The organism is Streptomyces sp. NPDC002754 (assembly GCF_053592315.1).
Map to the genome: position 1 here is coordinate 311,398 of NZ_JBSFVM010000002.1, position 22,663 is coordinate 334,060.

Below are 22,663 nucleotides of genomic sequence, written 5' to 3' on the forward strand. Positions count from 1 at the left end.
GGGGTCCGGGGCGGAGCCCCGAGTCTTCACCCCGCGGGGGCCTCACGCAGGAACTCCCCGAGCACGGCGGCGAGTTCGGCGGGCGCATCCTCCTGGACCAGATGCCCCGCGCCCGCGATCACGCACAGCTCCGCGCCGCGGATCAGCTCCACCAGCTCGTACCCCCGCGCGACCGGGATCCAGGTGTCCTCGGCACCCCAGCAGACGAGCACGGGCAGGTCCAACTCCCCGTACCGGCCCTGGATGTCGTCCGTGCCGTCGTGCGGAGCGTTCTGCGCGATCTGCCGGTAGAAGGAGTCCTTCCCGGCCTCGGTCAGCCAGGGCGCGACCACGCGCGCGTGCGTGTCCGGGTGCAGCCCGTGGTGGCTGCCGGAGGCGATGTAGCGGTGCACGAGCGCCTCGTGGAGATCGGGCGGCAGCTGCCGGAACACGTCGGAGTGGTCACCGAGCAGCCGGTACGTGGGGGAGCCCCACGGCCGGATCGCCACCGGGTCGACCAGGGCGAGGCGCGCGTACGCGGCGCCGTGCACCAGGTGTGCGCGCAGCGCGATGCAGCCGCCGAAGTCGTGGCCGATCACCGCGGGTTGCCCGTCGCCGAGGCCCCAGTGGTCGAGCAGCTCGGTCAGGATGCGGGCCTGGGCGTCGAGCGAGAGGTCCTGACCCGGACCCGTCTCCGAGACGCCGTAGCCGGGCAGGTCCCATACGTAGACGCGGTGTTGACGCGCGAGCGCACCGGCCGGCGCCCGCCACACGTACGACGAGAACGGCGTGCCGTGGACGAGGACAACGGGCGGCGCGTCCTTCGGCCCGAGTGCCGCCCAGCGGATCTCACCGGACGAGCTCGAGAAGCTTCGGTCGAGGTTCCATTCGGCTGCTGTCATGACCGTAACGCTAGTAGCTCATGACATGTCGAGCCAGTGCTTTCGGCCGACGCTCACCAGGCGCAGCTGTCGCTCGGCCCGGTCCGCGACCCGCTCGAACTCCTCGGGGTCCGTCGCGAGCAGCAGCGATGCCGTCGCCAGCATGTGGTCGACGTACAGATTCGCCAGCATCTTCAGGTCCTCCTGGCTCCACCCCGCCGCGTCGGGGTCGTGGCGGAGCGCCTCCCGCACCTCGTCCGCGAACTGCGCGAGCTGCTCGCCGATCGCCTCCCGCACCGGCTGTACGCCACCGTGCCGCTCGCGCGCGATGAAGCGGACGTGTGCGGGGTACGCGTGCACGTGACGGGTGATCAGCTCGATGGTGCGCGTGATGCGTTCGTCGCTGTTCCACGTCGCCGTCAACGCGTCGCGGATCACCGTGTGCAGACTGTCGAGCGCCTCCTCGACCAGGGCCACCCCGAGGTCGGCCGTGCTGTCGAAGTGCCGGTAGAACGCGGTCGGGGTCACGCCTACGGCGCGCGTCACCTCGCGCAGGCCGAGGCTGCTGAGGCTCTGGTCCTCCAGCAGCCCCAACGCAGCGTCCAGGAGTGCCTGTCGGGTCTTCTGTTTCTGCGCCTGTCGGGTGCCCGGGGTGTGACTCATGTCATCCAGTTAACAACTGTTCTCTGTAATGAGGAAGTCGCGCCGCGAGTTAGACTGGGCAGTCAGTGAACAGTTGTAATCCAACTTTTCGAGAGGCCTCCATGCTGTTCCTCGTAGCGGCCCTCCTGCTGCTGGGCTTCGCGCTCGGCACCGTGGCCCACGCCCCGCTGTCCATCACGCTCGTCGCGGCCGCCGTCATCGGCGTCTGGCTGGCCGTCTTCGCGGCCCGCGAGCGCCACGCGCGCCGCCGGCACCAGCACTGAACCGTCAGCAGTTCACGTTCTCAGGGGGTATCACCATGCAACTCACCGCAGAACCGCGGACGACGTCCCGGCCCCAGGCCCGTCCCACCCGACGGCGTGACGCCGACGGCATGGCCGTCGCCTCGTTCGTCCTCGGCCTGGTCGGACTGCTCGTCATGAACGTCTTCCTCGGCCCCGTCTCGATCGTCCTCGCGTCCGTCGCCCTGTGGCGCGGCACCGAGCGGCGCGGCCGCGCCTTTCTCGGCCTCGGTCTCGGCGTCGCCGACCTCGTCGTGCTCGGCGCCCTGATCGCCGCCGACGGCACGATGTCCTGGAGCATCACGGGCTGACCGTCGGGCGCGCACGGGGGCGCGCTTGGGGGCTTGCGCGGGAGCTCGTACGGGGGTCCGTGCGGGGGCTCGTAGAATCGAGCCCACCATGGCATACCTCGACCACGCCGCGACCACTCCGATGCTCCCGGAGGCGGTCGAGGTGATGACCGCCCAGCTCGCCGTCACCGGCAACGCCTCGTCCCTGCACGCCGCGGGGCGCCGCGCCCGCCGCACCGTCGAGGAGTCCCGCGAGACCCTCGCCGAGTCGCTCGGCGCCCGGCCCAGCGAGGTCGTGTTCACCGCCGGCGGCACCGAGGCCGACAACCTCGCCGTCAAGGGCCTGTACTGGGCGCGCCGCGCGGCCGATCCGGCCCGCACCCGCGTCCTCGCCAGCCCCGTCGAGCACCATGCCGTGCTCGACGCGGTGCACTGGCTCGCCGAGCATGAGGGCGCGACCGTGGAGTACCTGCCGGTCGACGCGTACGGGCGGGTGCACCCGGACGCGCTGCGGGAAGCGATCGCGCGCAACCCCGACGACCTCGCGCTCGCCACGGTCATGTGGGCCAACAACGAGATCGGCACGATCCAGCCGGTGCGTGAACTGGCCGACGTGGCAGGGGAGTTCGACATCCCGCTGCACGCCGACGCGGTGCAGGCCTACGGGCAGATCCCGGTCGACTTCGCCGCCTCCGGCCTCGCCGCGATGACCGTGTCGGGCCACAAGGTCGGCGGTCCCTACGGCATCGGCGCCCTCCTCCTCGGCCGCGAGTACACCCCCGTCCCCGTGCTGCACGGCGGCGGGCAGGAGCGGCACGTCCGCTCCGGCACCCTCGACGTCCCCGCGATCGCGGCCTTCGCCACGGCAGGCCGGATCGCGACCGAGCAGCGCGAGTGGTTCGCCCGCGAGATCGGCGCGCTCCGGGACGCCCTGGTCGCGGCGGTCCGGTCGGCCGCTCCCGAGGCGATCCTCGGCGGCGACCCGGAGCCCGGCGGCCGACTGCCCGCCAACGCCCACTTCACCTTCCCCGGCTGCGAGGGCGACTCGCTGCTGCTTCTCCTGGACGCGCAGGGCATCGAGTGCTCCACGGGCTCGGCCTGCACCGCGGGCGTGGCCCAGCCCAGCCACGTCCTGCTCGCCACCGGCACGGACCCGGACCTGGCACGCGGCACGCTCCGCTTCTCCCTCGGCCACACCACGACGAAGGCCGACGTGGAAGCGGTGGCGAAGGCGATCGGCCCCGTGGTGGAGCGGGCGAGGTCGGCGGGACTCACGTAGGGCCTGTCGCGTCCGGAAGGGGCTACGCCTTGGCGGACCCGGCCCGCTTGTACGCCGCCTTCACCAGGGGTATGTACCGGTCCCAGTCCCAGTGCGGCCCCGGATCGGTGTGGTCCGTGCCCGGCACCTCGACGTGCCCGATGATGTGCTTCCGGTCGACCGGTATGTCGTAGCGCCTGCAAATCCGGGCGGTGAGCCGGGCGGATGCTTCGTACATCTCGTCCGTGAAGTCCTCGGGCCGGTCCACGAAGCCCTCGTGCTCGATGCCGACACTGCGCTCGTTGTAGTCCTTGTTCCCGGCGTGGAACGCGACGTCCAACTCCCGGATCATCTGCGCGATGTGCCCGTCCTGCCGGACGACATAGTGGGCTGCCGCCCCGTGCCACGGATCCTTGAAGACCTTCAGCGTGCCCTGGTAGCTGCCCTGGGTGACGTGAATGATGACCCGGTCGACGGAGTAGTCGGAGGGGCGGTCCGCACGCCGCCAGTTCGCCGACGCCGCTGCCACCCACTCCGCGCCCTTGAAGTCCACCACGCCGGCCTCGCGCGGCTTGTCGACGCCCGGCATCTGCCACCACATGCGGGCGAGATCGCCGCGCGCCAGCAGCCCGACGCCCACGGCCGACGCGGCCCCGCCGATGAGCAAGGTCCGCCGGCTGACACCACGATCACGGTCCCCGCCGCGGCCCTTCCCGGACCCGGCTCCCTGCTTCCCCATAAGTCGCCCCCGTCAGTGCCGTACGAGATCCACAACGCATATCCGAGCGATTCGGTTCCCGCGGGCCCTTACCCTGTTAGTGCTATGACTTCGCAGACTCCGCAGCGCTCCGCGGGCCCCGAGCAGGCGGCCCGACCCCTCCGTGTCCTCGCCGCCATGTCCGGCGGCGTGGATTCCGCCGTCGCAGCGGCCCGCGCCGCAGAGGCGGGCCACGACGTGACAGGCGTGCATCTCGCGCTCTCGGCGAACCCCCAATCGTTCCGAACGGGAGCCCGCGGCTGCTGCACCATCGAGGACTCCCGTGACGCGCGCCGCGCGGCCGACGTCATCGGCATCCCGTTCTACGTCTGGGACCTCGCCGACCGCTTCCGTGAGGACGTGGTGGAGGACTTCATCGCGGAGTACGAGGCCGGCCGCACGCCGAACCCGTGCCTGCGCTGCAACGAGAAGATCAAGTTCGCCGCGCTCCTCGACAAGGCCCTCGCCCTCGGCTTCGACGCGGTCTGCACGGGCCACTACGCGCAGGTGATCGTCAACGACAACGGCGACCGCGAGCTGCACCGCGCCGCCGACATGGCCAAGGACCAGTCGTACGTGCTCGGAGTCCTGGACGACCGCCAGCTCGCCCACGCGATGTTCCCGCTCGGCGACACGGAGACGACCAAGGAAGAGATCCGCGCCGAGGCGGAGCGCCGCGACCTCGCGGTCGCCAAGAAGCCCGACTCCCACGACATCTGCTTCATCGCCGACGGCGACACCCAGGGCTTCCTCGCGGACCGGCTCGGCAAGGCGGAAGGCGACATCGTCGACGAGTCGGGCGACAAGCTCGGCACCCACGAGGGCGCCTTCGGCTACACCATCGGCCAGCGCAAGGGCCTGCGCATCGGCAGGCCCGCCCCCGACGGCAAGCCGCGCTACGTCCTGGACATCTCCCCGGTGGACAACACGGTGACGGTGGGCCCGGTGGAGGCCCTCGACGTCACCGCGCTCACGGCCCTCAAGCCCCGCTGGTGCGGCGCCGCCCCGACAGGACCCGGCACGTACACGGCCCAACTCCGCGCCCACGGCGGCGAGACCGAGGTCTCGGCGGAGCTGTCGGGCGGCGAACTCCAGGTCCGCTTCACGGAGGCCGTCCGCGGCGTCGCCCCCGGCCAGGCGATCGTGCTGTACGACGGCACGCGCGTGGTGGGCTCGGCGACGATCGCCACTACGGAGCGGGTCACTGCCGGGGTCTGAGCCGGGGCTTCAGCCCCGGGCCTGCATGTAGTACTGCAGTACGGCGCTCAGCTGACCGCACCACTCGGACGCCTGCGCCTTCTTCCGGGCCTGCACCGCGCACGTGTAGACGGCGCCGTCCACCATCGCCGCCGTGACGAACACCCCGGACGGCATCGGCTGGAAGTTCGCCGTCTGTACGTGCGTCCACGGCAGGTCGATGGCGTGCGGCCCCTGCTCGAAGTGCAGCCCGTCCACGTCCACGACCACGCCGTTGTGCTGGTCGGCAGCCACGAAATCCGGCCCGGCGGGCCCCGCCGGGGGAGCGGGTGGCGTGGGCGCGAACTGCGGCGGATGGGCGGGCGGCGGCGGGGCCGCGGGCGGGTGCGGCGGCGGTGCGGGCGCGAACGGCGGCGGGGGACCGCCGAACCCTCCCGCCGGAACGTCCTGCTGCCCGTCTCCGTGAGTCATGTCGCCTCACCCTCCGCCTTACGCCGTGTACCTCCTCCTCATTCGACCACGCGCGCGTGGCTACGCGGCGTCGACCTGCGTCTCGTAGAAGCACAGGTGGTCCTTGATGGCGGCCACCTCGGCCTTTGGCTCCGGATACGCCCAGACCAGGTCCCGCGCGTCGGGCAGCGACCAGTAGGAGGCGTCGCCCTTGAAGGGGCAGTGCGTAGTCGTGTTCGAGGGCGTAAGCAGATCGGTCCGTACGTCCTGTGGCGGCAGGTAGTACCGCACCGGACAGCCGGTCTCCTTCAGGACGAGCGGGCGTGCGCTCTCGGCGAGCACCTGCCCTTCGTGGACGACCCGCACGCGCTGCGAGCCCTGCTCGACGGTGATCGTGTGTCCTTGAGTCATACGTGTGTCAGCGCTCACAGTGGGCGAGTTCTTCCCGGCGGCACCGGACCGTACGGTAGATGGCATGAACATCTGCGTCTTCCTCTCCGCCGCCGACCTCGACGAGCGCTACACGCGACCTGCCCGTGAATTCGCCGAGCTGCTCGGCAAGGGCGGGCACACGCTGGTGTGGGGCGGTTCGGAGAGCGGGCTCATGAAGGTCGTCGCCGACGGAGTGGCGCAGGCCGGCGGGCGGCTCACCGGCGTGTCCGTGGACTTCCTCGCGGCGAAGGCGCGCGTCGTCGCCGAGCCCGACCAGATGGTGATCGCGGGGGACCTCGCGGAGCGCAAGGCGCTGCTCCTGGAGAAGTCCGACGCCGTCGTGGTCATGGTGGGTGGCACCGGCACGCTCGACGAGGCCACCGAGATCCTCGAGCTGAAGAAGCACGGCAGGACCGACAAGCCGATCGTGCTGCTCAACTCCGCGGGCTTCTACGACGGCCTGAAGGAGCAGTTCCGGCGCATGGAGGACGAGGGTTTCCTCCCGATCCCCCTCACTGACCTCGTGTTCTTCGCCGAGGAGCCGGTCGGGGCGATGGCCTACCTGGAGGAGTCGCAGGGCGTCGAGTAGTGCGAGCATGGCGGGCATGGCTACACATGTGATCACCGGCGCCGGTTCCGGAATCGGCGCCGCCGTCGCCCGCCGACTCCACGAGCGCGGCGACGAAATCTACCTCCACGCGCGCGACGCGGGCCGCGCCAAGGAGCTCGCCGCCGAGTTCCCCGGCGCGAGCACGCTCGTCGGCGACCTCGCGGACCCGGACAAGCTGTCCTGGGCCTTCTCGCACCAGACGCTGCCCGACCGGGTCGACTCGCTGCTGCACATCGCCGGCGTCGTCGACCTGGGCAAGGTCGGGGAGCTCACCCCGAAGTCGTGGCGCAACCAGCTCAACGTCAATCTCGTCGCCCCGGCCGAGCTGACCCGCCACTTCCTGCCCCAACTCCGCGTCGCCCAGGGCCACGTGGTCTTCGTGAACTCGGGCTCCGGCCTCAACGCCCACGCGGGCTGGTCCGCGTACGGCGCCTCCAAGCACGGCCTGAAGGGCCTCGCGGACGCGCTGCGCGAGGAGGAGCACGGCAACGGCGTGCGCGTCACCTCCGTCTACCCGGGCCGCACCGCGAGCGCCATGCAGGCCAAGGTGCACCAGCAGGAGGGCAAGGAGTACGACCCGGAGCGCTGGATCGACCCCGAGTCGATCGCCACGACGATCCTCATGGCGATCGACCTGCCGCGTGACGCCGAGGTCAACGACCTGACGGTGCGCCCCGGCCGCTGACGTCGCCGCACTGCCGGCCACGGTCGTTACGTACCCTTCCGGGGTGAGCGCTGCATTCTCCCGGGGGGCGACCCCCGGACCCCCAGCCGACAAGCATGTCGGCCAGAGCGACCGGGATCGTCATCGCGTGGAAAACGTCAGTGAACAGAGCGACTTCAAGTGGGGGCCGGCCACGGGCGTCGGTTCGATGCCCGGTGGCGATGCCCGTGAGGCCGCCAAGACCGTGACCGGCAGTTTCGAGGGCCCGGAGCAGGGGATGCCGTTCCTCGCCGAGCTGCCCGCGCGCGGACCGGGCGCCGACATGATCGGCCGTACGGCCGGGATGCTGGTCGACCTCTACGCACGCGTGGAGCCGAGCGGCTGGCGGATCGGCGACCGGCCGGGCCGGGACACCAAGCGCGCGAGGTCCTGGCTCGGCGAGGACCTCGACGCGCTCGAGGAATTCACGCAGGGGTACGAGGGGCCGCTGAAGGTTCAGGCGGTCGGGCCGTGGACCCTCGCCGCCGCACTGGAGTTGAGGAACGGGCAGGCCGCGCTCTCCGACCTCGGCGCGTGCCGCGACCTCGCCGCGTCCCTGGCCGAGGGGCTGCGGGAGCACCTCGCCGAGGTCCGCCGCCGGGTGCCCGGCGCCCGGTTGGCGCTGCAGCTCGACGAGCCCTCCCTCATCTCCGTGCTGCGCGGCCAGGTCAGGACCGCCAGCGAGTACCGCACGCACCGCGCCGTCGACCGCCAGCTCGTCGAGAGCACGCTGCGGGACGTCTTCGCCGTGCTCGGGGACGGGGCGCGCCTCGTGCACTCCTGCGCCCCCGACGTGCCGTTCGCCCTCCTGCGCCGGGCCGGCGTGGACGCGGTCTCCTTCGACTTCTCGCTGCTCACCGAGCGTGACGACGAGGTGATCGGCGAGTCCGTCGAGGCCGGCCTGCGACTCGTCGCCGGTGTCGTGCCGGGCGTGGACGGCCCATTGTCAGACCCTGCCGGTAGCGTCATGGGTGTCAGGACGCTGTGGCGCAGGCTGGGGCTGAATCCGGGTTCTCTCGCGGACTCGGTGGTGCTCACGCCGTCGTGCGGACTCGCGGGTGCGTCGCCCGCATACGCCCGGGCGGCACTCGCGCACTGCGTCCGGGCGGCGAGATCACTCGCGGACAACCCTGAGTGACCGTGGACGTAGGCGAACGGGAGGACGAGACGGTGGCTGACGAACTGCAGAGCGAGGGCACGGTGCCCGCCAAGGCGAGGGACGAGCACGCCCAGCTGGCGGAGCAGATCGAGGAGCACCGCTTCCGGTACTACGTGAACGATGCCCCGGTCGTCTCCGACGCCGAGTTCGACAAGCTTCTGCGCTCCCTGGAGGCGCTGGAGGAGAAGTACACCGAACTGCGCACGCCGGACTCGCCGACCCAGAAGGTCGCGGGCCAGTACGAGACGGAATTCACGTCCGTAGAGCACCGCGAGCGCATGCTCTCGCTCGACAACGCCTTCGACGACGAGGAGTTGGCGGCCTGGGCCGACCGCGTCGCCAAGGACGTGGGCGCGCCCGGCTACCACTTCCTGTGCGAGCTGAAGATCGACGGCCTCGCAGTGAACCTGACGTACGAGGACGGGCGGCTCACGCGCGCGGCCACCCGCGGGGACGGCCGCGTTGGCGAGGACATCACGTCCAACGTCCGCACGATCACGGAGATCCCGAACCGCCTGAAGGGCGACAACATCCCGCCGCTCGTCGAGATCCGCGGCGAGGTCTTCTTCCCCATGGACAAGTTCGAGGAGCTGAACGCCAGGCTCGTCGAGGCCGGCGACAAGCCCTTCGCCAACCCCCGTAACGCGGCGGCGGGTTCGCTGCGCCAGAAGGACCCGCGCGTCACGGCCACGCGCCCGCTGCACATGGTGGTGCACGGCATCGGCGCCCGCGAGGGCTTCGACATCGACCGCCTCTCGGGCGCCTACGACCTGCTGCGCGAATGGGGCCTGCCGACCACCAAGTACAGCAAGGTGGTCGAAGACCTCGAAGGCGTACGGAAGTTCATCGCGTACTACGGGGAGAACCGCCACTCCGTGGATCACGAGATCGACGGCGCGGTCATCAAGCTCGACGAGATCCGCCTGCAGGGCCGCCTCGGCTCCACGGCGCGCGCCCCGCGCTGGGCCATCGCCTGGAAGTTCCCGCCCGAAGAGGTCAACACCAAACTGATCAACATCCGCGTGGGCGTGGGCCGCACGGGCCGCGTGACGCCGTACGCGCAGGTGGAGCCGGTCACCGTGGCGGGCTCCGAGGTCGAGTTCGCGACACTGCACAACCAGGAGATCGTCAAGAAGAAGGGCGTGTTCATCGGGGACACCGTCGTCATCCGCAAGGCCGGTGACGTCATCCCCGAGATCCTCGGCCCGGTCGCCGACCTGCGGGACGGCAGCGAGTACGAGTTCGTGATGCCCGCCGAGTGCCCCGAGTGCGGCACCCCGCTGCGGGCCATGAAGGAGGGCGACATCGACCTCCGGTGCCCCAACGCCCGCACGTGCCCTGCCCAATTGCGCGAGCGCCTCTTCTACCTGGGCGGCCGGCAGAGCCTGGACATCGAGAACTTCGGATACGTCGCCGCCGCCGCGCTCACCGGACCGCTCGAGCCCGCGCAGCCGCCGCTCACGGACGAGGGCGACCTGTTCGGTCTCACGATGGACCAGCTCCTGCCCATCAAGGCGTACGTCCTCGACCAGGACAGCGGACTGCCCAAGCGCGATCCGAAGACGGGCGAGGAGAAGATCGCGGACATCTTCGCCACGAAGGCGGGAGAGCCGCGCAAGAACGCGGTCTCGATGCTGGAGCACATCGAGGCGGCGAAGAGCCGCCCGCTGGCCCGGGTCATCAACGGCCTGTCGATCCGTCACGTGGGCCCGGTCGCCGCAGAGGCGCTCGCGCGCGAGTTCCGCTCCATCGACCGCATCGACCAGGCCACCGAGGAGGAGCTCGCCGCCACGGACGGCGTGGGCGGGATCATCGCCACCTCCGTGAAGCAGTGGTTCGCCGAGGACTGGCATCGGGAGATTCTGCGGAAGTGGCGTGAGGCCGGTGTGCGGATGGAGGAGGAGGGGGCCGGTGAGGACGAGGGGCCGCGGCCTCTCGAAGGGCTCACCGTGGTGGTCACCGGGACGCTGCAGGACTTCACGCGGGATGGCGCGAAAGAGGCCCTGCAGACCAGAGGTGCCAAGGTCACGGGTTCCGTTTCCAAGAAGACGTCCTTCGTGGTCGTGGGGGACAACCCCGGTTCCAAGTACGACAAGGCCATGCAGGTCAAGGTTCCGGTGCTGGACGAGGAAGGCTTCGTCGTCCTCCTGGAACAAGGGCCTGAGGCCGCCGCCGACGTGGCCCTTCCCGCGGAGCAGGAGGCCGCCGAGTAGCGGTCGCAGGTCACTCGATCGGCGCATACCAGACGCAGCGGGAAAGCCAGGGCCTATTCGGGCAACCGTGCCCGGGCGCGTCCGTCTAGTGCCCGTGGAAGCCTTCTGCGGCCTACTGTTGAGGTGTGCGCCTGCCGAGTCCTGCTGCGGATGGGGCGAATCCTCGCTCACTGGAGCGAGGAGAGCGGGCAGCGGACGCAGGCACCGCCGGCAGTGAGAGGGACGGGAATGGAACCGACCGAGAGCGCCGCCCCGGACTCACGCCTGCGCCCACGTCGACGTGCGCGGCGCGGTACGCCGCCGCGCCCCGACGGCGGCGGCGACGGGACCGACGGCAGTGCGAGCGGTCACGGGGAGAGCGAGCGCGGTGGTCTGGTGAACTGGCGCACATGGTGGCGTGCGGCGGGATTCGGTATCGACGGGATGGGCGGGGCCTCGGCCCCTGACGTCCCCGGGCCCGAAGCGGCCGACCGCAAAGGGCTGTTGAAGCGCGGGGCGGAGGATCGCCCCGCGGGCAGCGGCAGTTCGAGCGACGCCCACACCGCGCCCGGCCCGCAGGCGCCCGCTCCAATGCGACCCGGAGGCACCGACGAGCAGCCCCTGCGCAGCCTGCCGGCCCGCATCCGGAACGCCGGAGGCGCGCCCGACGTGCGCATATCCGGCAGCCCGGCGACAGGTGGCGGGGAGCCCAACGACCGCACGTCCGGCGCGCGGCCACAGGGCGGCGCCAACGCCTCGACCGGTGACCGTACGCGCGACGGCCGGGGCCTGCCCGGGCGGGCCCCGGGCCCGATGCCCGGGACCGTCCCCGCGGGAGGCTGGGTCGGGGCGGCGACCCCCGCGCGCAATCAGCTCGCGGGCCAGGGGGAGACCTCGCGGGCCGCACTCCTACCGCTGCTGCCCGGCATGGTGGTGGCGCTCGCCGCCGTGGTGCTCGGCGGCGGGTTCACCTGGTCGATCCGGCAGGGGCACGCGCTCTTCCCGTCCGGCACGGTCGGCTGGTGTCTGGCGATCCTGACCGGGGTCATCGTCGGCCACCTCGTCGCGCTCGGCCGCGACCGCTGGTGGGGCGGCGCCGGATCCGGCGCCGCCCTCACCCTCGCCGTGCTGCTCCTGTACGGCTGGGTGCCCGCGGGCATGGTCAGCCTCACCGTCGTCGTCCTCGTCGGCATCGCCCGCAGACACTGCTGGCGCCAGGGCCTGTTGCACGGGGCGATCGACATCCTCGGCATCGGCGCGGGCGCCCTCGTCCTCGCCGCGTTCGGCCGCGCACCGTCCGTCGAGACGCCGTGGAGGCCGGAGAGCTGGAGCTTCTCCACTGTGCCCGAGGTGGTCCTCGCGGCCCTCGCGTATCTGCTGATCACCCGCACCCTGCTCTGGTACGTGCATGCGCCGCCGAACTCGGGGATGCCGACCGTCGCCCGTACCGCGCTCGTGCGGCACGGTCTGATCGCCGTCGCGCTGCTCGGGATCGCGCCGTTGATCTGCGTCGTCGCCGTCGCCCTGCCGGTGCTGCTGCCGCTGTTCGCGATCCCGTTGATCGCGCTCGACTCCACGCTGTGGATCGCGCGGGCCCGCGCCGAGGAGCAGCTGCGTGACCATCTCACCGGGCTGCCGAACCGGCAGTGGCTGCTCGAGCGCACCTGGACCGCGCTCGACGACGCCGAGCGGATCGGGGTGCGCAGCGCGCTGATGCTGATCGACCTCGACCGGTTCCGCTCGGTGAACGACACGCTCGGCCATCTCGCCGGTGACCGGCTCCTGTTGCAGATCGCGGATCGGCTGAGAGGGGCGCTGCCGCGCGGTGCGGAGGTCGCGCGGCTCGGCGGCGACGAGTTCGCGGTGCTGCTGCCCGTCGCCGACTCCACGACGTCCGCGACGCGGGTGGCCCGCAACCTCGTGGCGACCCTCGGCTCGCCCCTCGACCTGGACGGGCTGACGCTCGTACTGGAGGCGAGCGCGGGACTCGCCGTCTTCCCCGACCACGCGCTGGACGCGGAGGGGCTGCTGCGCCGGGCCGACGTCGCGATGTACCAGGCCAAGCGGGACCGCACGGGCGTCGAGGTCTACGAGTCGAAGCGGGACTCCAACACGCCCGACCGGCTCGGCCTGTTGGGCGACCTGCGGCGCGCGCTCGACGCGGGCGAGGTGGAGCTGCACTACCAGCCGAAGGTCCGGTTCGACGGGCACGTCGCGGGCCTGGAGGCGCTCGTACGGTGGGTGCACCCGGAGCGCGGAAAGGTGCCGCCGGACGAGTTCATCGCCATCGCCGAGTCGTCCGGGCTCATGCCGCATCTGACCGAGTACGTCCTGGAGACGGCGCTCGGACAGGTCGCGCGCTGGCGTGCGCAGGGGTTGTACGTGCCGGTCGCGGTGAATGTGTCGCCGCGTGACGTGCACACGCCCGGCTTCGCGGGAGCGGTCGCCGCGCGGCTCGCTCGGCACGGGGTCCCGGCCGGATCCTTGCAGCTGGAGATCACGGAGCACGTACTCCTGGAGGACCCGCAGCGGGCGGCCGACACCCTGGCGGGGCTCACCGGGCACGGCGTGAAGATGTCGCTCGACGACTTCGGCACCGGGTACTCGTCCCTCGTGCACCTGCGGCGGCTCCCGGTCAGCGAGCTGAAGATCGACCGGTCCTTCGTGGCCCGGCTCGCGGTGGACACCGAGGACGCGGAGATCGTCCGCTGCACCGTCGACCTGGCGCACTCGCTCGGCCTGCTGGTCGTCGCCGAGGGCGTCGAGGACGACGAGACGTGGGAGCGGCTGCGGGACCTGGGCTGCGACGCGGTGCAGGGCTGGCTGGTCGCCGCCGCGATGCCGCCCGACGAGACGACGGCCTGGCTCCGCGCCCGCGGCGACCGCGGCTGGCGCCCACCGGCGGCCCTCCCCGCGGCCCAGTCGGACGACCGGGGCGGCCCTCTCGCCTGACGGTGCGGTGCGCCGTCGGCGGTGCAGGGTGCGCCCCGGGCGGGCGGGGTTCACGCCGTCGGCGGTGCGGGCCACCCGTGGCTGGGGTTGCGCAGTTCCCCGCGCCCCCAAGATGCCCACCCGTGGCCGGCACCACCGTTTTTAAGGGGCGCGGGGAACTGCGCAACCCCAGCCACGGTGGACCCGCACAGGCGCGCAGCCCCACCTCGACACCCGAGGCCACACGAACCCCGTACCACCCGCCCCCCGGTAAACCGTTTACCGACCACGGCTCCGCGACCCATAGGATTGGGCCCAAACCGAGAACACGCACCCCGTGAGGATCCGCATGCCTGGCATCACGCGCGAGGAGGTCGCCCACCTCGCCCGGCTGGCGCGTCTGGAGCTGAAGCCCGAAGAGCTCGACCACTTCGCAGGCCAGCTCGACGACATCATCGGCGCGGTCGCCCGCGTCAGCGAGGTCGCCGACCAAGACGTACCGCCGACTTCGCACCCGCTGCCGCTGACGAACGTCATGCGCCAGGACGAGGTCCGTCCGTCGCTCACCCCCGAGCAGGCGCTCTCCGGCGCCCCGGCCCAGGAGCAGCAGCGTTTCAAGGTGCCGCAGATCCTGGGGGAGGACTAAACAGTCATGACGGACATCAACGTCAACATCATCAAGCTGACCGCCGCGGAGATCGCGGCGAAGATCGCTTCCGGCGAGCTCACCGCCGTCGAGGTCACCGAGGCCCACCTGGCCCGCATCGGTGCCGTCGACGAGAAGGTGCACGCCTTCCTGCACGTCGACCGTGAGGGCGCCCTGAAGCAGGCCGCCGCCGTCGACGCGAAGGTCAAGAACGGCGAGAAGCTCGGCCCGCTGGCCGGCGTCCCGCTCGCGCTGAAGGACATCTTCACCACGGAGGGGATCCCGACCACCGTCGGCTCGAAGATCCTCGAAGGGTGGATCCCGCCGTACGACGCGACGCTGGTCAAGAAGTTGAAGGCCGCCGACGTCGTCATCCTCGGCAAGACCAACATGGACGAGTTCGCCATGGGGTCGTCGACGGAGAACAGCGCGTACGGCCCGACCGGCAACCCGTGGGACCTCACCCGGATCCCCGGCGGCTCCGGCGGCGGTTCCTCCGCCTCCCTCGCCGCGTACGAGGCCCCGCTCGCCATCGGCACGGACACCGGCGGCTCGATCCGCCAGCCCGCCGCCGTCACCGGCACCGTCGGCGTCAAGCCGACCTACGGCGGCGTCTCCCGGTACGGCATGGTCGCGTTCTCGTCCTCCCTGGACCAGGGCGGGCCCTGCGCCCGTACGGTCCTGGACGCGGCGCTCCTGCACGAGGCCATCGCGGGCCACGACCCGCTGGACTCCACGTCCATCGACGCCCCGGTCCCGGCGGTCGTCGAGGCCGCGAGGAACGGCAGCGTGCAGGGCATGCGCGTGGGCGTCGTCAAGCAGTTCCGCGGCGAGGGCTACCAGGCCGGCGTCGTGCAGCGCTTCGACGAGTCCGTCGAGCTGCTGAAGTCGCTGGGCGCCGAGGTCGTCGAGCTGGACTGCCCGTCGTTCGACCTGGCCCTGTCCGCGTACTACCTGATCGCGCCGTCCGAGTGCTCCTCGAACCTCGCCCGGTTCGACGCCATGCGCTACGGCCTGCGCGTCGGCGACGACGGTTCGCACTCCGCCGAGGACGTCACCGCGCTGACCCGCGAGGCCGGCTTCGGCGACGAGGTCAAGCGCCGCATCATCCTGGGCACGTACGCCCTGTCGAGCGGCTACTACGACGCGTACTACGGCAGCGCCCAGAAGGTGCGCACGCTGATCACCCAGGAGTTCGAGGCCGCGTTCGAGCAGGTCGACGTGATCGTCTCGCCGACCACGCCGACCACCGCCTTCCCGATCGGCGAGCGCGCCGACGACCCGATGGCGATGTACCTCGCGGACCTGTGCACGATTCCGACCAACCTGGCGGGGAACTCGGCGATGTCGCTGCCCTGCGGCCTCGCCCCCGAGGACGGGTTGCCGGTCGGCCTGCAGATCATCGCCCCCGCGATGAAGGACGAGCGCCTGTACAAGGTGGGGTCCGCCGTCGAGGCGGCTTTCGTGGAAAAGTGGGGGCACCCGTTGCTAGAGGAGGCTCCGTCGCTGTGAGTGCCATGGCAAAGAAGGCCAAGAACTTCAAGAAGTCCAAGTCCGGCGTCTACATCTCGTTGGCCAGCACCGCCTTCGGTGCGATCAGCGTCGCGAAGCAGGCGAAGATGGCCCGCAACGACAACGACACCCTGCGGCTGGTCGACGCCGCCGTGTCCGCTGCCGCCATCGCCACCGGCCTGGCGATCCTCTACCGGGAGCTCAAGCGCCTGGGCGACGACGACGTCCTGCTGGGCTGAGAGGGAAGTTTCAGAAATCGTGACTGCCACGACCACGTCCGAGCTGATGGGGTACGAGGACGCGCTCGCGTCGTTCGACCCGGTCATGGGCCTTGAGGTCCATGTCGAGCTCGGTACGAAGACGAAGATGTTCTGCGGCTGCTCCACCGAGCTCAAGCAGGACGCCAACAGCCAGACCTGCCCGACCTGCCTCGGCCTGCCCGGCGCGCTGCCGGTCGTGAACGAGATCGGCATCGAGTCGGCCATCAAGATCGGCCTCGCGCTCAACTGCTCGATCGCCGAGTGGTGCCGTTTCGCCCGGAAGAACTACTTCTATCCGGACATGCCGAAGAACTTCCAGACCTCTCAGTACGACGAGCCGATCGCCTTCAACGGCTATCTGGACGTCCAGCTGGAGGACGGCGAGGTCTTCCGCGTGGAGATCGAGCGCGCCCACATGGAGGAGGACACCGGCAAGTCGACGCACGTCGGCGGTGCCACGGGTCGTATCCAGGGCGCCTCGCACTCGCTGCTCGACTACAACCGCGCGGGCATCCCGCTCATCGAGATCGTCACCAAGCCCATCGAGGGCGCGGGCGAGCGGGCCCCCGAGGTCGCCAAGGCGTACGTTGCCGAGCTCCGCGAGGTCATCAAGGCGCTCGACGTGTCCGAGGCCCGGATGGACAAGGGCCAGATGCGCTGCGACGTGAACCTCTCCTTGCGCCCGCACGGGCGCGAGGAGTTCGGTACGCGTTCCGAGACGAAGAACGTGAACTCGCTGCGTTCCGTCGAGCGTGCCGCGCGGTACGAGATCCAGCGGCACGCCGCGGTGCTGACCTCCGGCGGATCGATCGTGCAGGAGACCCGTCACTTCCACGAGGAGGACGGCTCCACCACGTCGGGCCGCATCAAGGACAACGCCGAGGACTACCGGTACTTCCCGGAGCCCGACCTGGTGCCCATCGCCCCGTCCCGCGAGTGGGTCGAGGCGCTGCGCGCCGAGCTGCCCGAGATGCCGCTGGCGCAGCGCAACCGGCTGATCGAGGAGTGGGCCGTCAGCGCCCACGACATGCAGTCGATCCGCAACGCCGGCGCGATCGGGCCGATCGTCGCCACGATCGCGGCCGGCGCGGATTCGGCGTCCGCCCGTAAGTGGTGGATGGGCGAGCTGGCCCGCTCCGCGAACGACCAGGGCGTCGAGCTCGCCGCGCTGCCGATCACGCCGGAGCAGGTGGCCCGCGTGTCCGAGCTGGTCGCCGCGGGTGACCTCAACGACAAGCTGGCCCGCCAGGTCATCGACGGCGTCCTCAAGGGCGAGGGCACGCCGGACGAGGTCGTCGAGAAGCGCGGCCTGAAGGTCGTCTCGGACGACGGTGCGCTCACCACTGCCGTGGAGGAGGCGATCGCGGGCAATGCGGCGATCGCCGACAAGATCCGGGGCGGCAAGGTTGCGGCCGTCGGTGCGCTCGTCGGTGCGGTCATGAAGGCGACCCGGGGCCAGGCCGACGCGGCCCGCGTCAAGGAACTGATCCTGGAGCAACTGGGCGTCAGCGAAGGCTGACAGCGCCTGGGCGGCGGTGCACCGGGTCACCGGTGGGCCGCCGCCTTTCCGTGTCCGACGTCGCGGGGCGCTGCCCCGGACCCCGCTGGCTCTCGTCCGAAAGGCGGGGCTTGAAATGATCACCGCCCTCGCCCTCCTGCTCGTCACGCTCGTCTTCGCCGTCCTACGGCCCCGTAAATGGCCGGAGGCCGTTGTTGCCGTACCCGCGGCGGTAGTGGCCATCGCCACGGGAAAGGTGACGCCCGCCCACGCCTGGGCCGAGACCCAAGAGCTGCTCCCGGTCGTCGGGTTCCTCGCGGGGATCCTCCTCCTGGCCCAACTGTGCGCCGACGAAGGCCTGTTCCGAGCGGCAGGCGACCTGGTCGCCCGCGCCTGTCACGGCAGTCCGAAGCGGATGCTCGGCGGCGTCTTCGCGGTGGCCGCCGGGATCACCGCCGTACTGAGCCTCGACGCCACCGTCGTCCTGCTCACCCCGGTCGTCTTCGCGACGGCGGCCCGGATCGGCGCACGACCTGCCCCGCACGTCTACGCGAGCGCCCACCTCGCCAACTCGGCCTCGCTGCTCCTCCCCGTATCGAACCTCACGAACCTGCTGGCCTTCGCGGCGAGCGGGCTCACGTTCACGCACTTCGCCGGGCTGATGGCGCTCCCGTGGCTGGTGGCGGTCGGCATCGAATACGCGGTGTTCCGCCGCTACTTCGCCAAGGACCTGGCCGCGCCCGCGCACGACCCGGATCCCGAAGAGCCGCCCGGCGTCCCGGTGTTCACCCTCACGGTGCTCGCGCTCACGCTCGCCGGATTCGTCGTCACGTCCCTCGCGGGCGTCGAACCGCTGTGGGCCGCCTTCGCGGGGGCGGCCGTGCTCGGCGCCCGAGCCCTCGCCCGCCGCCACAGCACCCCGGTGGAACTGCTCAAGGCGGCCAACCTGCCGTTCTGCCTCTTCGTCCTTGCGCTCGGCGTCGTGGTCAAGGCCGTGGTCGACAACGGGCTCGGGGACGCCATCGCCCGCTTCCTCCCCGACGGTTCGTCCCTGTCCACGCTCCTCGCGATCGCCGGGGCCGCGGCACTCCTCTCCAACGTCATCAACAACCTGCCGGCGATCCTCGCCCTGCTCCCGGTCGTCACTCCGATGGGTCCCGGGCCGGTGCTCGCCGCTCTGATCGGAGTCAACCTCGGCCCCAACCTCACGTATGTCGGCTCGCTGGCGACCCTCCTGTGGCGGCGCATCGTGCACGACCACGGAACGGAGCCCGAGTTGGGCACGTTCACCCGCCTCGGCCTGCTCACGGTCCCCGCGACGCTCGCGGCTTCGACCGTCGCTCTGTGGGCCGTGCTCACCTTGTGAGTAAGGACACGAAAGCGACAAAGGATCACTTCTGCCTGTAAGAGTGTCTCGCTCTTGCTCATGTGTTCTTTGCGGGCGGTTTACGCACCAAGCGGATGTTCCCTGCCAAAGACCAACAAATGACTCAGGGGGCACGTCCGTGGCCGCACTTGCCCGCTGGTGCGTCAGGCACCGGCTCGTGGTCGTACTTCTGTGGTTGACCGCCCTCCTGGGCACGAGCGCCGCCGCTGCCGTCGCCGGTTCCGCGTACTCGAACGACTACGAGGCGCCCGGTACGGAGTCGGGGCGCGCCACACAGCTCCTGAACGAGAACTTCTCCGGGCTCGGCGGCGACAGCGACACCGTCGTCTGGCACATAGAGGGCTCCACCGTGCGCGCCGCCGACGTCGAGAAGACGATGAGCAACACCCTGGGCGAGCTCGCCGGGCTCCCCGGCGTCGCCTCCGTCGGATCACCGTACGAAGCCGGCGGCACGGGACAGACCAGCGCCGACGGGCACACCGCGTACGCCGCGGTCACCTTCGAGAAGCAGGCCGACGACATCCCGAAGGGCCAGGCGCAGGCCGTCGTCGACACCGCGCGGGCCGCCGAGGACGACGGGCCGGACGGGCTTCAGGTGGAGCTCGGCGGCAGCGCCGTCGCGCTCACCGAGTCGACCTCGGCCCACACGTCCGAGGTCATCGGCGTCGTCGTCGCGGCCGTCGTGCTCTTCCTCGCCTTCGGCTCGCTCGCCGCGGCCGCGCTGCCCATCGCCACCGCGCTGGTGAGCGTCGGCACCGCGTACGCGGGAATCGTGCTGCTCGGCCACGCCATGACGGTCGCGGACTTCGCGCCGATGCTCGGCATGCTCGTCGGGCTCGGCGTCGGCATCGACTACGCGCTGTTCATCGTGACCCGGCACAGGAGAGCGTTGAAGCGGGGTCTCCCGGTGGCCGTGGCCGCCGAGCGGGCCGTCGCCACGACCGGGCGGGCCGTCGTGTTCGCCGGGGCCACCGTGTGCATCGCCCTGCTCGGCATGCTGATGCTGGGCCTGAGCTTCCTCAACGGCGTCGCCATCGCCGCCTCCGGGACCGTGCTGCTCACCGTCGCCGCGTCCGTGACGCTGCTGCCCGGGCTGCTCTCGTACATCGGGATGCGCGCCCTGTCGCGGCGCGAGCGGCGGCGGCTCGCCGAGCACGGGCCGGAACCCGTGCTGCCCACCGGGTTCGCCGCCCGCTGGGCCGCCTTCGTGGAGCGCCGCCCGAAGCTGCTCGGCACGCTCGCCGTCGCGGCGATCGCGGTGCTCTCGCTGCCCACCTTCTTCCTCCACCTGGGCACGTCCGACCAGGGCAACAGTCCGGCGAGCAGCACCACCCGGCAGGCGTACGACCTCCTTGCCGACGGGTTCGGGCCCGGTGTGAACGGGCCGCTGACCCTCGTCACCCAGGTCGACGGCGCCAAGGACAAGGCCGCGCTCGCGGAGCTGACGAGCGAGCTGCGGGCCACCGACGGGGTCGCCTCCGTCTCACGTGTTACGTATAACGCCGACGACAGTGCCGCCCACGTCACCGTCGTACCGACCTCCTCGCCGCAGTCCGAGCGGACCAGCGAGCTCGTCGACCGGCTGCGCGCCGACGTCGTGCCCGCCGCCGAACAGGGCAGCACCCTCGATGTGCAGGTCGGCGGCGTCACCGCGAGCTACGACGACTTCGCGGAGGTCATCGTCGACAAGCTGCCCCTGTTCGTCGGGGTCGTGATCGGCCTCGGGTGCCTGCTGCTCCTGCTCGCCTTCCGGTCCATCGGGATCCCGCTCAAGGCCGCCGCGATGAACGTCGCCGCCGTGGCAGCCGCCTTCGGGGTCGTCGTCGCGATCTTCCAGTGGGGCTGGGGGAGCGAGCTGCTCGGGCTCGGGGCGGCCGGGCCGATCGAGCCCTTCCTCCCCGTGATCATGGTGTCGGTTCTCTTCGGGCTCTCCATGGACTACCAGGTGTTCCTCGTGAGCCGGATGTACGAGGAGTGGCTGGAGACCGGCGACAACCGGCGGGCGGTCCGGGTCGGGCTCGCCGAGACCAGCCGCGTGATCAACTCGGCCGCCGTGATCATGATTTCGGTGTTCCTGGCGTTCGTGCTCAGCGGGGACCGGGTGATCGCCATGTTCGGCATCGCGCTCGCCGTGGCCGTCGCCGTCGACGCGTTCATCCTCCGTACGCTCCTCGTGCCCGCCCTGATGCACATGCTCGGCGGCGCCAACTGGTGGCTGCCCACATGGCTGGAGCGACGCCTGCCGCGGCTGAGCATCGAGCCCCCCGAGTGCCGCGCCGCCGCGGGTGCGAGGATCCCGGTGAAGCGAGATCCGTTGCACGACCTCTCGGCGAAGGAGCCCGATGTACGCCATCCCGCTGGATGACACCCGTGCCGAACTGCGGCCCCTGGAGCCCTGGCACGCCGAGGAGTTCCTGGCCCACCTGGACCGGGGCCGGGAGTTCATAGGGCAGTTCATCCCGTTCGGCCAGGACGCCCGGGACGCCGAGGGCGCCCGGGCGCTGATCCAGCGGTACGCCGACAAGCGCGCAGCCGACAGCGGCAGCCTGCACGGCATCTGGCTGGACGGAAAGCTCGTCGGCGGCGTGCTCTTCCGGGTCTTCGACGCGGCAGCGGGCACCTGCGAGGTGGGCTGCTGGCTGGAGCCCGCCGCCACCGGGCGCGGCCTCATCACGCGCGCGGCCGGCGTGCTTATCGACTGGGCCGTCGAGGAGCGTGGCATTCACCGTGTCGAGTGGATCGCCGCCGCCGGCAACGCGCCCAGCATCGGCGTCGCCCGCAGGCTCGGAATGCGCCGCGACGGGGTGCTCCGCGAGGCGTTCCTGTACGACGGAGTACGCCATGACGAGGAGATCTGGTCCGTGCTCGCGCCCGAGTGGCGCAGCGCACGCGAGGCGCACAGAAAACATTAAGACGCCTCTCAGACTCCACCCCTACGGTGCGGCACATGACTACGAAGACTGAAGCGCAGAGCGACGCCGAGACCATGGCGGAGGAGGCCGTGAAGGCAGACAAGGCCGAGCAGGCCGACAAGGAAGCCACGGCGGAGGCCACCGAGGCCGAGACCGAGGACGCCGAGGCGGCTCAGGCCGCCGAAGCCGCCGCCGAGGCCGAGCTCGCGGCCCTCGAAAAGGCCGAGACCGAGAAGCCGACCGGCGTCGGCCAGGGCGCGGGCGCGATCGTCTCCGTGGCCCTCGGCATCGTCGGGCTCAGCGGCGGCTGGCTCGGCACCATCGCCTCGGCCCGCTCGCAGCTCCAAGGCCAGCTCACCACCTCGCAGAGCGCGGGCGTCGCCAAGCAGATCTCCGCGATGTACGGCGATGCCTGGCACTCCGCCGCCCTGGTCGGCGGGATCTTCTCGCTCGTCGCCCTGCTGATCGGCGCCGTCGTCCTGGCCAGGCCCGCGTTCGGCGCGCCCGGCAAGCCGCAGGCGGTGTGGATCAAGTCGACCGCGTGGGCGGGTCTCGTCATCGGCCTCATCGGGCTGCTGCTCGCCGTCGCCAAGTACACCGACCTGATCCTCGGCATGCCCGGGACCAGCGGCTGAGGCATCTGCCTTAGGGCGGCCGAGCCGCCT

At 71.2% G+C, this 22,663-nt stretch carries 22 protein-coding genes; 17 read left to right on the forward strand and 5 right to left on the reverse strand.

Features of this window, described 5'->3' with window-relative positions:
• Positions 1-26: 26 nt before the first annotated feature.
• Both ACWD2L_RS08830 and ACWD2L_RS08835 read right to left on the reverse strand, forming a co-directional pair.
• Complete coding sequence (locus ACWD2L_RS08830) at positions 27-881, reverse strand: alpha/beta fold hydrolase (protein ID WP_451188067.1); 855 nt, start codon at positions 879-881, stop codon at positions 27-29.
• Positions 882-899: 18 nt separating this feature from the next.
• Positions 900-1,523 (reverse strand): TetR family transcriptional regulator, encoded by a 624-nt coding sequence (locus ACWD2L_RS08835; protein WP_351335376.1) that lies wholly within the window; start codon positions 1,521-1,523, stop codon positions 900-902.
• Positions 1,524-1,624: 101 nt separating this feature from the next.
• Between ACWD2L_RS08835 and ACWD2L_RS08840 the strand changes: the two genes are divergently transcribed.
• The 3 genes from ACWD2L_RS08840 to ACWD2L_RS08850 all read left to right on the forward strand — a co-directional run bounded on the left by ACWD2L_RS08840 (position 1,625) and on the right by ACWD2L_RS08850 (position 3,373).
• Positions 1,625-1,786, forward strand: coding sequence for a hypothetical protein (locus ACWD2L_RS08840; RefSeq protein WP_351335379.1), 162 nt, complete (start codon positions 1,625-1,627; stop codon positions 1,784-1,786).
• Between the two features lie 35 nt (positions 1,787-1,821).
• Positions 1,822-2,115: a hypothetical protein gene (locus ACWD2L_RS08845; protein WP_351335382.1), complete on the forward strand. Its 294-nt coding sequence runs from the start codon at positions 1,822-1,824 to the stop codon at positions 2,113-2,115.
• 88 nt (positions 2,116-2,203) lie between these two features.
• Complete coding sequence (locus ACWD2L_RS08850; RefSeq protein WP_351335385.1) at positions 2,204-3,373, forward strand: cysteine desulfurase family protein; 1,170 nt, start codon at positions 2,204-2,206, stop codon at positions 3,371-3,373.
• Positions 3,374-3,395: 22 nt separating this feature from the next.
• On the opposite strand, the gene ACWD2L_RS08855 is transcribed toward ACWD2L_RS08850, so the two are convergent.
• Positions 3,396-4,091, reverse strand: a complete 696-nt coding sequence (locus ACWD2L_RS08855) for an N-acetylmuramoyl-L-alanine amidase (protein WP_351335388.1) — start codon at positions 4,089-4,091, stop codon at positions 3,396-3,398.
• An 84-nt stretch (positions 4,092-4,175) separates the two neighbouring features.
• Between ACWD2L_RS08855 and mnmA the strand changes: the two genes are divergently transcribed.
• On the forward strand, positions 4,176-5,327 hold the full coding sequence (gene mnmA / locus ACWD2L_RS08860) for a tRNA 2-thiouridine(34) synthase MnmA (RefSeq protein WP_351335390.1): 1,152 nt from the start codon (positions 4,176-4,178) through the stop codon (positions 5,325-5,327).
• A gap of 9 nt (positions 5,328-5,336) precedes the next feature.
• On the opposite strand, the gene ACWD2L_RS08865 is transcribed toward mnmA, so the two are convergent.
• Complete coding sequence (locus ACWD2L_RS08865) at positions 5,337-5,777, reverse strand: hypothetical protein (protein ID WP_351335392.1); 441 nt, start codon at positions 5,775-5,777, stop codon at positions 5,337-5,339.
• Positions 5,778-5,837: 60 nt separating this feature from the next.
• Positions 5,838-6,167, reverse strand: coding sequence for a DUF427 domain-containing protein (locus tag ACWD2L_RS08870; RefSeq protein WP_351335394.1), 330 nt, complete (start codon positions 6,165-6,167; stop codon positions 5,838-5,840).
• Positions 6,168-6,231: 64 nt separating this feature from the next.
• Here ACWD2L_RS08870 and ACWD2L_RS08875 point away from each other — a divergent pair, with 64 nt between their 5' ends.
• The 13 genes from ACWD2L_RS08875 (at position 6,232) to ACWD2L_RS08935 (ending at position 22,633) form a co-directional block, all read left to right on the forward strand.
• Complete coding sequence (locus tag ACWD2L_RS08875) at positions 6,232-6,777, forward strand: LOG family protein (RefSeq protein ID WP_351335397.1); 546 nt, start codon at positions 6,232-6,234, stop codon at positions 6,775-6,777.
• A gap of 16 nt (positions 6,778-6,793) precedes the next feature.
• Entirely contained in the window at positions 6,794-7,483 is a 690-nt protein-coding gene (locus ACWD2L_RS08880; RefSeq protein ID WP_351335400.1) for an SDR family oxidoreductase, read from the forward strand.
• Positions 7,484-7,610: 127 nt separating this feature from the next.
• On the forward strand, positions 7,611-8,639 hold the full coding sequence (locus ACWD2L_RS08885; protein ID WP_351335403.1) for a methionine synthase: 1,029 nt from the start codon (positions 7,611-7,613) through the stop codon (positions 8,637-8,639).
• 2 nt (positions 8,640-8,641) lie between these two features.
• A complete protein-coding gene (ligA, locus tag ACWD2L_RS08890) occupies positions 8,642-10,873 on the forward strand; it encodes an NAD-dependent DNA ligase LigA (protein ID WP_451188181.1) in 2,232 nt (743 codons plus the stop codon).
• Positions 10,874-11,101: 228 nt separating this feature from the next.
• The gene (locus ACWD2L_RS08895; RefSeq protein WP_351335405.1) at positions 11,102-13,804 is read left to right on the forward strand and encodes a putative bifunctional diguanylate cyclase/phosphodiesterase; all 2,703 of its coding nucleotides are present in this window, start codon (positions 11,102-11,104) and stop codon (positions 13,802-13,804) included.
• 328 nt (positions 13,805-14,132) lie between these two features.
• Positions 14,133-14,429: an Asp-tRNA(Asn)/Glu-tRNA(Gln) amidotransferase subunit GatC gene (gene gatC / locus ACWD2L_RS08900; protein WP_351335407.1), complete on the forward strand. Its 297-nt coding sequence runs from the start codon at positions 14,133-14,135 to the stop codon at positions 14,427-14,429.
• 6 nt (positions 14,430-14,435) lie between these two features.
• Positions 14,436-15,941 carry an Asp-tRNA(Asn)/Glu-tRNA(Gln) amidotransferase subunit GatA gene (gene gatA, locus ACWD2L_RS08905; protein ID WP_351335409.1) on the forward strand — a complete coding sequence of 502 codons (1,506 nt, stop codon included), beginning with the start codon at positions 14,436-14,438 and terminating at the stop codon, positions 15,939-15,941.
• 5 nt (positions 15,942-15,946) lie between these two features.
• Complete coding sequence (locus ACWD2L_RS08910) at positions 15,947-16,180, forward strand: hypothetical protein (RefSeq protein ID WP_351335462.1); 234 nt, start codon at positions 15,947-15,949, stop codon at positions 16,178-16,180.
• 19 nt (positions 16,181-16,199) lie between these two features.
• On the forward strand, positions 16,200-17,720 hold the full coding sequence (gene gatB, locus ACWD2L_RS08915; RefSeq protein ID WP_351335411.1) for an Asp-tRNA(Asn)/Glu-tRNA(Gln) amidotransferase subunit GatB: 1,521 nt from the start codon (positions 16,200-16,202) through the stop codon (positions 17,718-17,720).
• A gap of 115 nt (positions 17,721-17,835) precedes the next feature.
• The gene (locus tag ACWD2L_RS08920) at positions 17,836-19,065 is read left to right on the forward strand and encodes an arsenic transporter (protein ID WP_351335414.1); all 1,230 of its coding nucleotides are present in this window, start codon (positions 17,836-17,838) and stop codon (positions 19,063-19,065) included.
• A 139-nt stretch (positions 19,066-19,204) separates the two neighbouring features.
• Positions 19,205-21,451, forward strand: a complete 2,247-nt coding sequence (locus ACWD2L_RS08925) for an MMPL family transporter (protein ID WP_351335417.1) — start codon at positions 19,205-19,207, stop codon at positions 21,449-21,451.
• Positions 21,429-21,998 carry a GNAT family N-acetyltransferase gene (locus ACWD2L_RS08930; protein WP_351335420.1) on the forward strand — a complete coding sequence of 190 codons (570 nt, stop codon included), beginning with the start codon at positions 21,429-21,431 and terminating at the stop codon, positions 21,996-21,998. Before ACWD2L_RS08925 ends, ACWD2L_RS08930 begins: the two co-directional genes overlap by 23 nt.
• 35 nt (positions 21,999-22,033) lie before the next feature.
• A complete protein-coding gene (locus tag ACWD2L_RS08935; protein ID WP_351335423.1) occupies positions 22,034-22,633 on the forward strand; it encodes a hypothetical protein in 600 nt (199 codons plus the stop codon).
• Positions 22,634-22,663: the final 30 nt, after the last annotated feature.

Excerpts from the sequence above, each read along its gene's own strand:
- ACWD2L_RS08910 (WP_351335462.1), top strand. The coding sequence starts at position 15,947 with ATGGCAAAGAAGGCCAAGAACTTCAAGAAGTCCAAGTCCGGCGTCTAC.
- ACWD2L_RS08845 (WP_351335382.1), top strand. The coding sequence starts at position 1,822 with ATGCAACTCACCGCAGAACCGCGGACGACGTCCCGGCCCCAGGCCCGT.
- ACWD2L_RS08895 (WP_351335405.1), top strand. The coding sequence starts at position 11,102 with ATGGAACCGACCGAGAGCGCCGCCCCGGACTCACGCCTGCGCCCACGT.
- gatC (WP_351335407.1), top strand. The coding sequence starts at position 14,133 with ATGCCTGGCATCACGCGCGAGGAGGTCGCCCACCTCGCCCGGCTGGCG.
- ACWD2L_RS08840 (WP_351335379.1), top strand. The coding sequence starts at position 1,625 with ATGCTGTTCCTCGTAGCGGCCCTCCTGCTGCTGGGCTTCGCGCTCGGC.
- ACWD2L_RS08930 (WP_351335420.1), top strand. The coding sequence starts at position 21,429 with ATGTACGCCATCCCGCTGGATGACACCCGTGCCGAACTGCGGCCCCTG.
- gatA (WP_351335409.1), top strand. The coding sequence starts at position 14,436 with ATGACGGACATCAACGTCAACATCATCAAGCTGACCGCCGCGGAGATC.
- mnmA (WP_351335390.1), top strand. The coding sequence starts at position 4,176 with ATGACTTCGCAGACTCCGCAGCGCTCCGCGGGCCCCGAGCAGGCGGCC.
- ACWD2L_RS08880 (WP_351335400.1), top strand. The coding sequence starts at position 6,794 with ATGGCTACACATGTGATCACCGGCGCCGGTTCCGGAATCGGCGCCGCC.
- ACWD2L_RS08935 (WP_351335423.1), top strand. The coding sequence starts at position 22,034 with ATGACTACGAAGACTGAAGCGCAGAGCGACGCCGAGACCATGGCGGAG.
- ACWD2L_RS08855 (WP_351335388.1), bottom strand. The coding sequence starts at position 4,091 with ATGGGGAAGCAGGGAGCCGGGTCCGGGAAGGGCCGCGGCGGGGACCGT.
- ACWD2L_RS08850 (WP_351335385.1), top strand. The coding sequence starts at position 2,204 with ATGGCATACCTCGACCACGCCGCGACCACTCCGATGCTCCCGGAGGCG.
- ACWD2L_RS08870 (WP_351335394.1), bottom strand. The coding sequence starts at position 6,167 with ATGACTCAAGGACACACGATCACCGTCGAGCAGGGCTCGCAGCGCGTG.
- ACWD2L_RS08920 (WP_351335414.1), top strand. The coding sequence starts at position 17,836 with ATGATCACCGCCCTCGCCCTCCTGCTCGTCACGCTCGTCTTCGCCGTC.
- ACWD2L_RS08865 (WP_351335392.1), bottom strand. The coding sequence starts at position 5,777 with ATGACTCACGGAGACGGGCAGCAGGACGTTCCGGCGGGAGGGTTCGGC.
- ACWD2L_RS08830 (WP_451188067.1), bottom strand. The coding sequence starts at position 881 with ATGACAGCAGCCGAATGGAACCTCGACCGAAGCTTCTCGAGCTCGTCC.
- ACWD2L_RS08875 (WP_351335397.1), top strand. The coding sequence starts at position 6,232 with ATGAACATCTGCGTCTTCCTCTCCGCCGCCGACCTCGACGAGCGCTAC.
- ACWD2L_RS08835 (WP_351335376.1), bottom strand. The coding sequence starts at position 1,523 with ATGAGTCACACCCCGGGCACCCGACAGGCGCAGAAACAGAAGACCCGA.